16 protein-coding genes are annotated in these 13,950 nt (G+C 63.6%); 11 read left to right on the forward strand and 5 right to left on the reverse strand.

What is annotated here, in order from left to right; all coding sequences use genetic code 11:
* Window positions 1-160 precede the first annotated feature (160 nt).
* Together GGD65_RS02135 and pncA are read right to left on the reverse strand one after the other, a co-directional pair.
* Window positions 161-1,276, reverse strand: coding sequence for an alpha/beta fold hydrolase (locus GGD65_RS02135; protein ID WP_183234299.1), 1,116 nt, complete (start codon window positions 1,274-1,276; stop codon window positions 161-163).
* 16 nt (window positions 1,277-1,292) lie between these two features.
* Window positions 1,293-1,931: a bifunctional nicotinamidase/pyrazinamidase gene (gene pncA / locus GGD65_RS02140; protein ID WP_183234300.1), complete on the reverse strand. Its 639-nt coding sequence runs from the start codon at window positions 1,929-1,931 to the stop codon at window positions 1,293-1,295.
* Window positions 1,932-2,178: 247 nt separating this feature from the next.
* Between pncA and glk the strand changes: the two genes are divergently transcribed.
* The 3 genes from glk (at window position 2,179) to GGD65_RS02155 (ending at window position 3,835) form a co-directional block, all read left to right on the forward strand.
* The gene (gene glk / locus GGD65_RS02145) at window positions 2,179-3,180 is read left to right on the forward strand and encodes a glucokinase (RefSeq protein ID WP_183234920.1); all 1,002 of its coding nucleotides are present in this window, start codon (window positions 2,179-2,181) and stop codon (window positions 3,178-3,180) included.
* Between the two features lie 152 nt (window positions 3,181-3,332).
* On the forward strand, window positions 3,333-3,536 hold the full coding sequence (locus GGD65_RS02150; protein ID WP_018318012.1) for a hypothetical protein: 204 nt from the start codon (window positions 3,333-3,335) through the stop codon (window positions 3,534-3,536).
* A gap of 143 nt (window positions 3,537-3,679) precedes the next feature.
* Complete coding sequence (locus GGD65_RS02155; protein ID WP_018318011.1) at window positions 3,680-3,835, forward strand: hypothetical protein; 156 nt, start codon at window positions 3,680-3,682, stop codon at window positions 3,833-3,835.
* Between the two features lie 112 nt (window positions 3,836-3,947).
* Here GGD65_RS02155 and GGD65_RS02160 read toward each other — a convergent pair whose 3' ends face one another.
* Both GGD65_RS02160 and GGD65_RS02165 read right to left on the reverse strand, forming a co-directional pair.
* Window positions 3,948-4,325, reverse strand: a complete 378-nt coding sequence (locus tag GGD65_RS02160; RefSeq protein WP_018318010.1) for a response regulator — start codon at window positions 4,323-4,325, stop codon at window positions 3,948-3,950.
* Window positions 4,326-4,436: 111 nt separating this feature from the next.
* Window positions 4,437-5,234 carry a Spy/CpxP family protein refolding chaperone gene (locus GGD65_RS02165; protein WP_183234301.1) on the reverse strand — a complete coding sequence of 266 codons (798 nt, stop codon included), beginning with the start codon at window positions 5,232-5,234 and terminating at the stop codon, window positions 4,437-4,439.
* 468 nt (window positions 5,235-5,702) lie between these two features.
* Here GGD65_RS02165 and GGD65_RS02170 point away from each other — a divergent pair, with 468 nt between their 5' ends.
* From GGD65_RS02170 to GGD65_RS02195, 6 genes are all read left to right on the forward strand, one after another.
* Window positions 5,703-7,043, forward strand: coding sequence for an ABC transporter substrate-binding protein (locus GGD65_RS02170; protein WP_018318008.1), 1,341 nt, complete (start codon window positions 5,703-5,705; stop codon window positions 7,041-7,043).
* A gap of 146 nt (window positions 7,044-7,189) precedes the next feature.
* Complete coding sequence (locus tag GGD65_RS02175) at window positions 7,190-8,128, forward strand: carbohydrate ABC transporter permease (RefSeq protein WP_018318007.1); 939 nt, start codon at window positions 7,190-7,192, stop codon at window positions 8,126-8,128.
* Entirely contained in the window at window positions 8,128-9,039 is a 912-nt protein-coding gene (locus GGD65_RS02180) for a carbohydrate ABC transporter permease (RefSeq protein ID WP_018318006.1), read from the forward strand. Before GGD65_RS02175 ends, GGD65_RS02180 begins: the two co-directional genes overlap by 1 nt.
* Before the next feature lie 6 nt (window positions 9,040-9,045).
* Entirely contained in the window at window positions 9,046-10,146 is a 1,101-nt protein-coding gene (locus GGD65_RS02185; protein ID WP_018318005.1) for an ABC transporter ATP-binding protein, read from the forward strand.
* 34 nt (window positions 10,147-10,180) lie between these two features.
* Window positions 10,181-11,170 carry a hydroxyacid dehydrogenase gene (locus tag GGD65_RS02190; RefSeq protein ID WP_092258067.1) on the forward strand — a complete coding sequence of 330 codons (990 nt, stop codon included), beginning with the start codon at window positions 10,181-10,183 and terminating at the stop codon, window positions 11,168-11,170.
* 259 nt (window positions 11,171-11,429) lie between these two features.
* Window positions 11,430-11,957 carry a hypothetical protein gene (locus tag GGD65_RS02195; RefSeq protein WP_183234302.1) on the forward strand — a complete coding sequence of 176 codons (528 nt, stop codon included), beginning with the start codon at window positions 11,430-11,432 and terminating at the stop codon, window positions 11,955-11,957.
* A 66-nt stretch (window positions 11,958-12,023) separates the two neighbouring features.
* On the opposite strand, the gene GGD65_RS02200 is transcribed toward GGD65_RS02195, so the two are convergent.
* Entirely contained in the window at window positions 12,024-12,521 is a 498-nt protein-coding gene (locus tag GGD65_RS02200) for a DUF1993 family protein (RefSeq protein WP_179736802.1), read from the reverse strand.
* A 126-nt stretch (window positions 12,522-12,647) separates the two neighbouring features.
* On the opposite strand from GGD65_RS02200, the gene GGD65_RS02205 reads away from it, so the two are divergent.
* Window positions 12,648-13,427, forward strand: a complete 780-nt coding sequence (locus GGD65_RS02205) for a transporter substrate-binding domain-containing protein (RefSeq protein ID WP_183234303.1) — start codon at window positions 12,648-12,650, stop codon at window positions 13,425-13,427.
* A 14-nt stretch (window positions 13,428-13,441) separates the two neighbouring features.
* Complete coding sequence (locus GGD65_RS02210; protein ID WP_183234304.1) at window positions 13,442-13,930, forward strand: hypothetical protein; 489 nt, start codon at window positions 13,442-13,444, stop codon at window positions 13,928-13,930.
* Window positions 13,931-13,950 lie beyond the last annotated feature (20 nt).

Below are 13,950 nucleotides of genomic sequence, written 5' to 3' on the forward strand. Positions count from 1 at the left end.
CCTTAATCTCTTCGCTGCCGCAGCCGTCAGCTCCAGTCCCTATGTAGCCCATCGACCCGGTCCCGTGCAGGCCATCCGCGGTCATGCATAACGGATTTGCGCCGCGGTCTGCCCGGCGACGTCTGCCAAGCGCCTTGGTCTGCCCGGTACCTTTGCGAGCTCAGGCGCTGCGGGCCAGCACGCCGGACAGATCGTCGCGCAGCCAGGCGGCGATCCGTGGCCAGGCATGCGCGTGGGTGCGCGCACCCATGAACAGGCCGAGGTGATTGCTCGGCTCGGAAGCCGCCGCAATGAAGGCCGGCGCCGTGCCGAGGAGGCCCGCAGTGGCGAGCGCCTGCGCAGCCGGCACGACCTCGTCGTCGAGCCCGGCCAGCAGGAAGACCGGCGCCTTGACGTCCCTCGGATCGACCGTGCGACCAAGAGCGACGAAACTGCTGCTAGCGATCTGGTTCTCCCGGAAAATCCGGTTGACGATCTCCAGATAATATTTGCCCGGCAGATCGAGCGTCTCGGCGTTCCAGCGGTCGAACCGCGCGAGCAGCGCCGCGCCCTCCGCGTCCGACAGGTCTCTCTGCAACGCCGTTACGATATCATCGCGGTTCGGCGCCTTGGACCAGAAGCGCAGCATCTCCTCGCCGCGGACATTGCCGCCGCCGCGTACGACGAGCTGGTCGTAGACCATCTCGGGCGCGTTGCGGGTGAGCCGGCACAACGAGGACTCGATCGACAGATCCACGGGAGCGCCGACCAGCACCAGCCGCCGCACCTTGGCCGGAAAGCGCGACGCATAAAGCAGCGACAGCCAGCCGCCCTGGCACAAGCCGACCAGATCGACCGGCGCGCCGATCTCGTCGATGGCGACGTTGAGATCGCCGAGATAGCTGTCGATCGAGAGATAGCGCATATCCGGCGTCGCCGACCGCCAGTCGGTGAGATAGACACGGTCGATGCCGCCGGTTTGCAGCGACTGCACCACACTGTGGCCGGGTGCGAAATCGGCGATCAGGGCCCGATGCAGCGCATAGGGCGCGCAGACCAGCGCCGGCTGGCCGGACCGCGTCTGCGAGCAATCGCGCAGGCGCATGGTCGCGAGCTCGAGCGCGACGGTGCTCGGCGTCGTCCAGGGCAGAGTGCTGTCGCCCTGCTCCGCCGGACCGCGCTCCAGCCACCAGAAGCAGCTGTCCATGGCGAGGCGCGCCGCTGCAAACGGCCACAGCAGCGGGTCGTCTGGGGCAGGCCCCTGTGCGCCGCTCTGTTTGCCGGTCTGCTTCACCATGGCCATCTCACGACCGTCACAGGAACGCCTCGAGGCTCACGATGGAGATGCCGAGGTCGCGAAAACTCCGATGGGCCGCAGCGACCGAGCCGTCGAGATCGATGCCACGGCAGGCGTCCTCGATGACGGCGACCTCGAACCCTGCCTTGCGGGCATCCTCCGCCGAGAAGCGGACACAGAAATCAAGCGCGAGGCCGGCGACGAACACGGTCTTCAGCTCGCGTTCGCGCAAATATCCAAGCAGGCCCGTCGGCGTTCGCTTGTCGTTCTCGAACAGCGCCGAATAGGAATCGATGCCACGGCGAAAGCCCTTGCGCACCACGAGGCTCGCCCTGACGACGTCGAGATCGCGATGGAACTCCGCCCCCGAGGTACCCTGCACGCAGTGCGCCGGCCAGAGCACCTGAGTGCCGTAGTCGAGCTCGATGGTCTGGAACGGCTGCTTGCCCGCATGGTTCGGCGCGAACGAGACGTGGTCGCGCGGATGCCAGTCCTGGGTCAGCACCACATTGGCGAATCTTTGGGCGATTCGGTTGATGGCAGGGACGACCTTTTCGCCGCCGGGAACGGCAAGCGCCCCGCCGGTGCAGAAATCGTTCTGCACGTCGATCGCCAGCAGTACGTCGCGGTCGGAAATCTTCATCGCCGGTCTCATTCGATGTGCCCGGCGCGCCGGCACCGGACAAGTCCCCTGAGTGTCGGCCTTCCCGCGCAGCTTCGCAACCGCCCGCGCCGTGCGAATTGGTCGCCAGACGGCCGCCATGATGCAACGGTTTGGCCTCGTCCGTGTTGACTAGGCGCACCCAAGGGCGGATTCTCGCACTGTCCGTGACTGCGCGGATCGGGTCGAAGGACTGGAGGACAGGGTTGTCGTGCCGCAAGGCGGCGGCGGCCACGAAGTCATGAATATCGGCAAGACAGGACAGATACTTCTCGCCGATATCGGCGGCACCAATGCGCGCTTCGCGCTGAGCCGGAGCGAATTGGGCCGCGGCGACCTCGGCAGCGGCGACCAGACCGGACCGATCGATTATGTGAAGGTCGCCGACTTCCCGACCGTCCGCGAAGCCATCGCGGACGTGCTGGCGCGCCGGTCCGGCGGCGAGCCGCCGCAAAGAGCCGTGCTGGCCGTGGCAGGCCCCGTCACCAACAACCGCTGCGTCATGACCAACAGTCCCTGGGTCATCGACGGCAACGAGCTGCAGCCGGCTCTCGGCTTCGACAGCGTCCATGTGCTCAACGATTTCGAGGTGGTGGCCTGGTCCCTGCCCGCCTTGCAGCCTGCGGATCTGATCCCGCTCGGCGGACAAAACGGCCTGGCCGGAGAGCCGTTGCTGGTGGTTGGCCCCGGAACCGGCTTTGGCGTCTCCTGTCTGGTCGAACGCCACGGCGCGCGCCTCGCCGTCGTCACCGAAGCAGGACATGCGACCCTGCCGGCGGAGAACGAGCGCGAGGAACGTGTGATTGCGTGCTTGCGCGGACGCCTTGGCCACGTCTCCATCGAGCGCGGCGCGCTCTCGGGTTCCGGGCTGCAAAACCTCTACGAGGCCTTGGCTGAGGTTGACGGCGCCCAGGTGCCGCATCGCGATGCTGCCGCCATCACCAAGGCCGCGATGGAAGGCACCTGTCCCGTCAGCCGCGCAACGCTGGAGATGTTTTGCGCCATCCTTGGCTCGGTCGCCGGCAATCTTGCGGTGACGTTCGGTGCCCGCGGCGGTGTCTATGTCGCCGGCGGAATCGTGCCGCGTTTCCCCGAGTTCCTTCTCGCCTCTGCGTTCCGGGCGCGCTTCGAAGCCAAGGGGCGCTTCCAGGAATATCTGCGCAACATCCCGACCAAGCTCGTGACGAAGCCAGACGCGAGCTTCGTCGGCCTGAAGATGTTCGCCGACTCAAATCCAAACTGAAGTTCGGTCGTCCTTCCTGGTCACTGTTCCATTAATGCACAGCTGATTGCCGCGCACGCGCGGTTCCATACATGAACGTGCTTGCCTGCGTGTTCCGGATGAGAAACAATCCTGCCGTGTGTTTGTGTGTGGCGTAGTTGCGGGGGCGTGACATGCGTAAGCAGGATTTTGGTTTCGACTACCACCGCTATCATCGCCTGCTGAGCGAGGCGGATGACGAAGACAAGCGGCTGGCGCTGATCGACCTTCTGATCGAGGAAAAGGCCCGAGACCGGCTGGCCGCCCAGCGCGCTTCCGACCGCGCGGCCATGACGGCCCACACCATTGCCAGGGTGCTGAAGAACGGCCGCAACTGAGACTTGCAATCCGGCCCGCAGCGCCGGAGAGTTGCGGAATCCGATTGGGACTCCGTTAAGGATGTCCCCCAATCTGACGTCAAACTTTTTGCCCTAGGGTTCCCTCACCTGATGCAATTCAGGGTCAACAAGGGGGCAATGACATGAGCATGATTTCGATCGCCGCGATGCCGGCCGTCGTCGAAACGCGTTTCGCCGATTCGTCCTTCAAGACCATCTTGCTGTTCTGCTGCACGGGCCTGGTCGCCTCGTTCGGCCTGATGGCGTACGGCATCGACCTCGGTGCCGGCCTGATCTGAGACCACGACAAATCCTGCCGCCAAATGGCCGCCCCTGACGGGCGGCCATTTTCGTTGGGCTATCTCAGTGCGGCGTCTTCGCCGTCACCAGTGTCGGCGCCTTCGCCTTCATTCAGTGCGGCGCTTTGGCCGGGGCTCCCGGAAACATGGAATCGATCATCGCCTTGAGCTGATCCATAGCGATCGGCTTGCGCAGGATCGGCCTGCGTCTGAGCAAGGACGGCAGCAATTCCGGACCGTACCCCGTGGCGAACATGAACGGCTTTCCGCGACGTTCGATCAGGTCGGCGACGGGATCGACGTAAAGGCCCATCAGGTTGATGTCGAGGATGGCCATATCGTATTGCGCGGTCATGGCGAACGCGCTGGCGTCCCGGACATTGTCCGCTTCCGCAACGACGTGGTGGCCGAGTTCCGTCACCATGTCGGCGATCATCATCCGGATCAACGCCTCGTCTTCGACCAGGAAAACGGAGAGTCCGTCCGCCATATCAACCCCGCAGTCAGCTTGCGAAGATAATCATACCTCAACTTTGGAGAGGATTCACGAATTCGTGGCCGGCTCCGTTAATTCAGACGCGCCCGATCCGATTCAACTTGATCAATCCAATCCGCGCTCGTGGCTCAGCCGCACCATCTCCTGAATGAAGACCTGCTTCTGCTTGTCATCGAGGCTCGAAAAGAGCGGCTCGGCGGCGTCGGCGACATTGCGCTGGTCGGCGGCGCGGTCGATCAGGAACTGCGCCTCGTTTCGCATCTGCTCGATAATGTCGTCGGGCGGATCCCGCTTGGCGCGCGCAACCCGCAAGTTGAGCCGCTCTGCACCATTATGCCCAAGGTAGTGCATTGCGCTCGAGAAGCCGTACCAGTGCTTCTCCTGATCAGCCGTAAGATTCAGCTGAGTCTTGATCCGCTCGATATAGGAATCGCTGTTGGCGACGATCTGCTCGGCGGTCTGCTGCGGCGCGCCAGTCTGGGTGAGGACGGTGACATCCTTATTATCCTTGCCCTGCGGTGCGTTCTTGGCCTCCTTGCTCGCCTTGGCGCCCTTGCCTGCTTTGGCGCCCTTCGCATCCTTGTCCTTGGCATCCTTGTCCTTCGCCGCGCCCTGTTGCTTGGCGTCCTTGCCAGCATCCCTGGCGGCCGGGGCCTGATTGCCATTGTTGTTGCCGACGCCGAGCACGCCGGTGAAAACGCCGACCACGCCGCCGATTGCACCGCCGAGCACGCCACCGACCGGACCTGCCGCCTTGTTTCCAGCCGCCGCGCCGTCCTGAACGCCTTTGACCAGGCCTTGAGCTTGGGCCACTGCGGCCGCACCGAGCAGCAGCGTAAGCACGGCCCCCAGTGCGAACCATCGCCGCATGTGAAGCCGCGCAGACGGCGCCGGGTTGATCATTCTCGTCTCCATCGTCGATCTGACTGGCGTGTTGGGGCGGAGTCACCCGCCAGCTGCAACTCTATCGTTTCCGCCGCTTCGCGGTCCAGACGCGGCCGAACGCTGTCCACGCCCGAAAAGTCTTTCGCGCGAAGCGGTTATGCAGGCTTATTCGAAACTGCGGCGTAATTGCGCACGGATCGTTCCAGGCCGGCTCTCGCGACGTGTGCGTCGCAAAACAAGCGATCGCAGCTCACCACCGGCACGGCGCTGCCGCGTTCGAGGACGCAACGTTAGTTCTAGGCGCGAGCCGTTCGGCTTTCTCGACAGACGCGGTCAATCATGATCTGATCGCGCTACCAATTTGCTGCGGCCTGCGTGAATTGTTCACCTGGGCCGACGGCATCAATAAGAAAATCCAACAACAAGAACTCGGAAAAGAAGTCTTAGAGGAAACTCCAACAACAAACACCCAGGCGAGGAAACGAGATGTCACGCAAGACACTGACGCGACGTCAATTTGTGGCTGCCACTGCAATGTCCTCCGCGGCGCTGATCACGGCGCCCTATGTCCGGGGCGCTTACGCCGCCGGCAAACTCTCGATCGGTTTCTGGGACCATTGGGTGCCGGGCGCCAACAAGGCCTCGACCGACCTCGTCAACGAATGGGCCGCGAAGGAGAAGGTCGAAGTCTCCATCGACTACATCACCAGTAACAACAAGAAGATCGAGCTGACCGCTGCGGCCGAAGCCCAGGCGAAGTCTGGTCATGACATCCTGCAGATGCCGAGCTGGTGGCCGCAGGCCTATGCCGAGAATCTCGAGCCGCTCAACGACGTCATGGAGCCGCTTCTCAAGCAGAACGGTGAGGTGAACGGCACGGTCAAATATCTCGGGCAGTCGGGCGGCAAATGGCTCGCAGTGCCCGCGACACCCGGCAGCCAGATCAAGGGTCCCTGCTCCCGCATCGACCTGATGAAGAAGCATGCCGGCATCGACGTGCAGGAGATGTACCCGGTCGGCGGCCCGCCCAAGGTCGAGAACTGGACCATGGAGACCTTCCTGAAGGCAGCCGAGGCTTGCCACAAGGCCGGCGTTCCGTTCGGCATCGGTCTCGGCGAGACCACCGACAGCGTGGACACCGCCGGCGCGATCTTCCAGTCGTTCGGCGCCGAGCTCGTCAACGCCAAGGGCGACATCACGGTGAAGACCGATCAGGTTCGCCAGGCCATGGAGTTCTACAAGAAGCTGATCGCCTTCCTGCCGCCGGATGCGCCGTCCTGGGACGACGCCTCCAACAACAAATGGCTGATCTCCGGCCGCGGCGCGATGATCCTCAATCCGCCGAGCGCCTGGGCCGTCGCCAAGCGCGATGCGCCGCAGGTTGCCGAGCAGTGCTGGACGCACGGATTCCCGTCCGGTCCGAAGGGCCGGTTTGCACCGTACCTACCCTATTTCTGGGGTGTCTGGAGTTTTGGCAAGAACAAGGAGGCGGCCAAGAGCCTGCTCGTTCACATGTCCTCGCCATCGTCGATCGAGAAGTTCGTCGCGGTGAGCGGCGGCTACGACCTGCCGGCCTACGCCAACATGACCAAGCTCAAGACATGGGAAGAGGAAGGGCCGCCGAAGGGAACGCTCTTCCACTATCCCGACCCCTACAAGCATCAGACGCTGTCGATCGCGGCGTCCCCGGCACCGCCCAAGATCGCGCAGCAGATCTATTTCCAGGCGACGCTGACCAAGATGGCGCTGCGTTTTGCACGCGGCGAGACCATGGATCAGGCCCTCGCCTGGGCCGAGGGCGAGTGCGAAGGCTTCATGCGGAGCTAGGTGGGGGTGTGCGGGGCGGCTCACGCCATCTGCGTGGAGCCGCCTGCATCCCGTCGGGTTCGCATGGCCGGGAAGCCGACCCCAATGGCCGGCTTCGCGGTTGGACAAAGAAGTAGATCCAATAGAGCTGATTCAAGGAAGCTGAGATGGCCGATGTCGTCGTCGAGCAAGGTCGCGCCGTCCGTGCAAGGGGCGCGCGGAAGGGATCAAGCCTGCGCAACGCGCTCGGACGGAAATCGACGGTGGCGTTCTTCCTGACGCTTCCGCTGATCCTTCTGATCGTCCTGCTCGTGCTCTACCCCGCCTTCTACTCGGTGTACCTCGCGACGCTGAACAAGGCGATGACGAAGTTCGTCGGCCTCAGCAACTTCACCTTCCTGTTCAAGCGCGAGACGTTCTGGATGGTGGTGCGGCAGTCCTGCATCTTCGCCATCACCGCGGTGGTCTTCAAGGCGCTGATCGGTTTCATCGTCGCGCATTTCGTCCACAACATTCCGGGCAAGAAGCAGCGCAAATGGCGCGGCATGCTGCTGGTGCCCTGGGTGATTCCGCCGGCGATGAGCACGCTGGCCTGGCTGTGGCTGTTCGATCCCTCCTACAGCGCCTTCAACTACACGCTGTCCTTCTTCGGCGTCGGTCCGATCCCCTGGCTCGGCGACACTTTCTGGGCGCGCTTCTCCGTCATCCTGGTCAACGTCTGGTACGGCGCGCCGTTCTTCCTGATCATGTACCTCGCCGCGCTGAAATCCGTGCCCGAACAGCTCTATGAGGCCGCGGCGATCGACGGCGCCAATTGGTGGCAGCGGATCTGGTACGTGACGCTGCCGATGATGCGCAACATCATCGCCATCACGACGCTGTTCTCGCTGATCGTGACCTTCGCCAATTTCGACATCGTGCGCATCCTGACGTCAGGGGGCCCGCTGGATACGACGCATCTGTTCGCCACCTGGGCATTCCAGGTCGGCATCCAGAGCAGCGATATTCCGCTCGGCGCCTGCGTCTCCCTGTTCATGGTGCCGATCCTCGCCGTCGCAGCGATCTTCATCCTGCGCGATGTCAACAAACGCGGGAATGAAGCCTGATGAGCACGCTTGCAATCGACAAGGCCGGGCCCTCCCGCAAGATCAAATACGGCAGCATGAGCCGCGACCGCACCTGGGCGCTGCGCTGGTCTTATTTCTTCCTGGTGCTGTTTGCGATCTTCTTCCTGACGCCGCCGATCTACATGCTGATCACCTCGCTCAAGAGCAGCGCGGAAATATCGGCGGCGACCAATCCCTGGTGGGTGTTCCATCCGACGCTGTCGAACTATGTCGAGCTCCTGAGCTCGAACCAGTTCCTGCGCTTCTTCTGGAATTCGTCGATCGTGTCGATCGTGGTCGTCATCATCACGATGCTGATCAGCATCCCTGCCGCCTTTGCGCTGGCCCGGATGAAGTTCTGGGGCTCGGCGACGCTGGCCACCGGCGTCTTCCTCACCTATTTGATCCCGGACAGTCTTCTGTTCATTCCCCTGTTCAAGGTGCTCGGAATGGTCCAGGACATCACCGGCATCACGCTGCTCAACAGATGGTACGTGCTGCTGTTCATCTATCCGACGCTGACGGTGCCGTTCTGCACCTGGATCATGATCGGCTATTTCGCCTCGATCCCGAAGGAGCTGGACGAGGCCGCGCTGATCGACGGCGCCTCCTGGCTGCAGACCCTGACGCGGATCTTCATTCCCGTCGCGCTGCCCGGCCTGATCGCCGCGACCATCTTCGCGTTCACGGTATCCTGGGCGCAGTTCCTCTATCCCCTGGTGTTCACGACCTCGGTGGACCAACTGGTGCTGCCGGTCGGCATCACCACGACGCTGATCAAGGGCGACGTCTTCAACTGGGGACAGATCATGACCGGCGCGCTGCTCGGCGCGGCGCCGCCGCTGATCATCTACGCCTTCCTGATGGACTACTACATTGCCGGCCTGACAGCCGGTGCGACAAAGGGTTGATGTCTCATGGCTGACGTTGCTTTGCGGAAAGTGGTTAAGCGTTACGACGACGTCGAAGCCGTGCGCGGCATCGATCTGGATATCGCCGACCACGAGTTCATCGTGCTGGTCGGCCCCTCCGGCTGCGGCAAGTCGACGACGCTGCGGATGATTGCAGGCCTCGAGGACATCAGCGACGGCGACATCATGATCGGCGGCGACGTCGTCAACGACGTGCCGCCGAAAGACCGCGACATCGCGATGGTGTTCCAGAACTACGCACTCTATCCGCACATGACGGTCGCGGAGAACATGTCGTTCGGGCTGCGCCTGAAGCATTATCCCAAGGCCGAGATCAAGGCGCGGGTCACGGAAGCCGCCCGCCTCCTCGACATCACCGACCTGATCGACCGCAAGCCGAAACAGCTCTCGGGCGGCCAGCGCCAGCGCGTCGCGATGGGCCGGGCCATCGTGCGCAACCCGAAAGTCTTCCTGTTCGACGAGCCGCTGTCCAATCTCGACGCCAAGCTGCGCGTGCAGATGCGGATCGAGATCAAGAAGGTGCACCAGAAGGTCCGCACCACGACCGTGTACGTCACCCACGACCAGGTCGAGGCGATGACCTTGGCCGACCGTGTGGTGGTGATGAACAAGGGCAAGATCGAGCAGATCGGCACCCCGAACGAGCTCTACCACAAGCCGGCCACGCGCTTCGTCGCCGGCTTCATCGGGTCGCCCGCCATGAACTTCATCCCGTGCCGGCTCGAGGACGCCGGCGGCACGCTCCAGATCCGGCTCACCGACCGCATCGCGTTCGCGCTGCCGCCGGCCCGCGCGGCGCGCTACAACGCGCTGCCGCGCACCGACAAGCTGCTGCTCGGCCTGCGGCCCGAGCATCTCACCGAGTCGCATGCGCATCTGGGGCCGGGCGTCGAGACCTTCGAGACCGTGCTCGACGTCACCGAACCGATGGGAATGGAGACCCTGGTCTATTTCGGGCTCGAGGGCACGCCGATCTGCGGCCGCGTCGATCCCAACGCCGGCGCCAAGGACGGGGCACCCATGCGTTTGGCGATGGACCTCAATAACATGCACCTGCTAAACGAGGCGACCGGCGTCGTGTTGTGACGCCGGTCCAAGAAACTCGCGCAGGCAGGGGACGATGGCGACCAACAAGAAGAAGATTTTCGTTACACAAACTTTGTCCCAAGGGGCACGCGCCCTCCTCACCCAGCGGGACGATATCGAGCTCGTCGAGTTTGCGAACCTGATCTCGGCCAGGGATTTCGAGGCCTTGCTGAAGAGCCATGCGCCGGTCCATGGCGTGGCGCTCGGCGCCACCGCCTTCGGCGAGACCGAGCTCGAGGCATCTAAGGACATGAAGGTCGTGACCCGCATCGGCGTCGGCTACGACGCCGTCGACGTGCCCGCCCTTTCCCGCCGCAAGGTGCCGCTGATGGTCGCGGGCAGCGCCAACTCGCCCTCGGTCGCCGAGCAGGCGCTGTTCATGATGCTGACGCTGGCCAAGCGCGCGAACGAGTTGCACGCCTGCGTCAAGGACGGCAAATGGGCCGACCGGCTCGGCATGCTGCCGTTCGATCTGTACGGCAAGACCGTGCTGATCATCGGCTTCGGGCGCATCGGCAGCCGTACCGCCAAGCGGTGCCTGGCGATGGAAATGACCGTGCAGGTCTACGATCCCTACAAGCCAGCCGCCGAGATCAAGGCTGCCGGCTGCGAGCCCGTCGCCGACCTCGACGCCGCGCTGCCTCACGCCGATTTCGTCACCATCCACTGCCCGAAGACGCCGGAAACCGTCGGTCTGTTCGATGCAGCGCGGATCGGCCGGATGAAGCCGAAATCCTATCTCATCAACACCGCGCGCGGCGGCATCGTGAAGGAAGCCGCGCTGTACGACGCCCTGGTCTCCGGCAAGCTCGCCGGCGCCGGCATCGACGTGTTCGAGGTGGAGCCGCCGCCGGTCAGCAACGCGCTGTTCGCGCTGCCCAACGTCATCATCGCCCCGCACGTCGCCGGCGTCACGGTGGAGGCGGTCAGCCGCATGAGCGAGCAGACCGCGCGCAACATCCTGAGTGTGCTGGACGGCGATCCCATCCGGCAGAACATCATCAATCAGGACGTGCTGGGCTGAACAAGCAGAAGGCGGATGGACAAAGCGCGATGAATCGTCATCGCGCTTTAGTTATTGTTTGAGCATGATCTTTTCGGAAAACCGCTGCGCACTTTTCCGGATCATGCTTAGTCCACCCGCCTTCGGAAGGCCAGAATGCGTCCCATTTTGGTGCAGATCGAGCCCCAACTCAGCCTTAATCAAGCGCGCGTAATGGTGACGGAAGCGCGGCGGCAGCGGGACAGGACTAGCCGGCCGCGTCGAGCTGGAGGATGGACCCTTGTCAGAGATCGACCCGACCGACCACGCGCTGGCGACCATCGCCAGCATCCTGGAGCATCCCGAGCCCGTCCTCGTCATTCGCAAGACCGAGACGGAGATCGTGGTTGCCGGAGAGCGCGAGCACGTGGACCCCGACGAGCATCAGGTCGTCGGTGAGTATTCGGCTGTCGACGAGCATCCGTCGGTCGACGAGCATCAGTCAGTCGACGAGCATCCAATGGTCGAAGAGCAGCCGCTGGTGCCGGAGCACACCGACGCCGACGGCTACAGCAAGGTCGGGCCCGGCCCCATGGTGGCGATCCGCCTGAAATGGACGGTCCATCGCGGCGATGACGGCCAGTATTACGTCCACGAGACCATCGGCGAACAGTCCACGCCCGTGGTCAGCGGCCCCATGACGAGTGAGGCCGCGGTGCATTTCGTCGACGTCCAGCAGGACGAGGCGAACAGGCGCTTCGAGCAGCTGCGCAGCGAGATCGCCGGCCGCAGCTCGCTCGCCGACTACGAGCGCAAGGGCGAAGCCTAGCGCTCCGGCCTCAGGTCTCGGTGTACACCCCTCCCGAAAGGAGAGGTGTACACCGAGCACCGCCAACTACTTCCTTCCCAGATAATCCTTCTTCACCAGCTCGACGCCTGCATGCCGCAGCAGGTCGTAGGCGGTGGTGACGTGAAAGAAGAACTGCGGGACACTGAACGTCAGCAGCAGCGCTCGCCCGGTGAAGGGCAGCTCGGTCCCGTTCTTCAGCCTGAAGAAGACATTCCGTTCCGCCGCCGCATCGATCTCCGCACGCGGCAGGCCTTCGATGAACTCGATCGAGGTTGCGATCCGCGCCTGAAGCCCGGCCATGTCGTGCTCCAGCGCCGGCAGCGCCACCGGCTCGAGCTCCGCCAGCAAGGCCGGGGCGACCACGGCATGCCGGCAGGCCTCGCCGACCTGCTGCGCCAGATCGTACATGTTCGGGGCCAGCCGCATACCGAGCAGAACGGCCGGATTGAACTTGCGCGCCTCCGCATACGCCACGCCCTTGTCGAGCAGTCCCGACAGGTTGCGCAAATGCGGGACGAAGAGGCCGACAGAGGCCTCGTACATCGAGATCGTCACGTCAAGATTCCCTTCAATTCCATCTCGCCAGCGACTGGCATCTGGTCTAAATCCACCCCTCAAGAGCTGCACAATGACAGCTCGCGCAGGGGTAGAAAAGACATGATCGTACGGATGGCTGTTCGAATCTTGGCGGCTGCGGCCGTGGCGTTGCTGACGAACATTTCGGCTCACGCGCAGCAGGCGACCTCGCGCCTCGACGAGATCGTCAAGCGCGGCACCTTGCGCGTCGGCATGACCGGCGACTACAAGCCCTTCACCTATCTGGACAAGGCGACGCAAAAATTCAGCGGCTTCGACGTCGACATGGCGGAGGCGCTCGGCAAGGCGCTCGGGGTCAAGGTCGAGTTCGTTCCGACCGCCTGGCCGAAGCTGATGAAGGATTTCGAGGCCGACCAGTTCGACATCGCCATGGGCGGCGTATCGGTCACGTTCGACCGGCAGAAGAAGGGCTTCTTCTCGACGCCGATCATGCGCGAAGGCAAGACGCCGATCGCGCGCTGCGCCGACGTCGGCAGGTACCAGACGCTCCCTGATATCGACAAGAAGGGCACCCGCGTGATCGTCAATCCCGGCGGCACCAACGAGCGCTTTGCGCGTGCCAACATCAAGGACGCCGAGATCACCGTCTTCTCCGACAATACCGTGATCTTCGACGAGATCGCCAAGGGCAACGCCGATCTGATGATGACGGACGCCTCCGAGACGCGCTACCAGCAGAAGCAGCACGCCGGCGTGCTCTGCGCGGTGCATCCCGAAAAACCGTTCGACTTCTCCGAGAAGGCCTATTGGCTCCAGCGCGACATGGCGCTGAAGGCCTTCGTCGACCAATGGCTGCATATCTCGATGGAGGACGGCAGCTACAAGAAGATCTATGCAGCGTGGTTCGACTAGCAATGCGACGGGAATTGGCAATCGCAATCGCGCTCGGGATCGGCGGGGTCCACGGTGCGGTCGCGAAGACGAAGTTCACGCCCGCGACAGGGCCGGCCTGCAAGGACGAGTCGACAAATGAACTCGGCCTGTGGACCTGCCCGGGTCCGGCCGGTTACGTGGTGAGCTTTGCCGACGAAGGCAACATCGTATCAGTCACGATTGCGCCTCGGAGCGCAATCGAGAAGGTGTCCGGGCCGACCGCGCAATGGCGCGGCGCCGGCAAGTCGTTCGGCGAAAAGGTGCAGTGGATCATGCGAGCCGGCGTGCCAAGGGCCGCGGTGATCCGCACCTGGCGACAGGTCGGCGAGGATGAGAAGGAGCTCCAGGAGCTCTCCGTGTTCGCGATCGATGGCACGAAGGCCTGCCTCGTTGGTTCGGTCGATGTTCATGCCGATAAGGCGAACGACGCAGCGCTTGCCCGCGCCCACCAGGCCGCCAATGCGGGTTGTCCGCGGAGGTAGACGCGGCGCGCTGAATCTTC

The sequence above is a fragment of the Bradyrhizobium sp. CIR18 genome (genome assembly GCF_014198295.1).
In the GTDB taxonomy this organism is placed as follows: domain Bacteria; phylum Pseudomonadota; class Alphaproteobacteria; order Rhizobiales; family Xanthobacteraceae; genus Bradyrhizobium.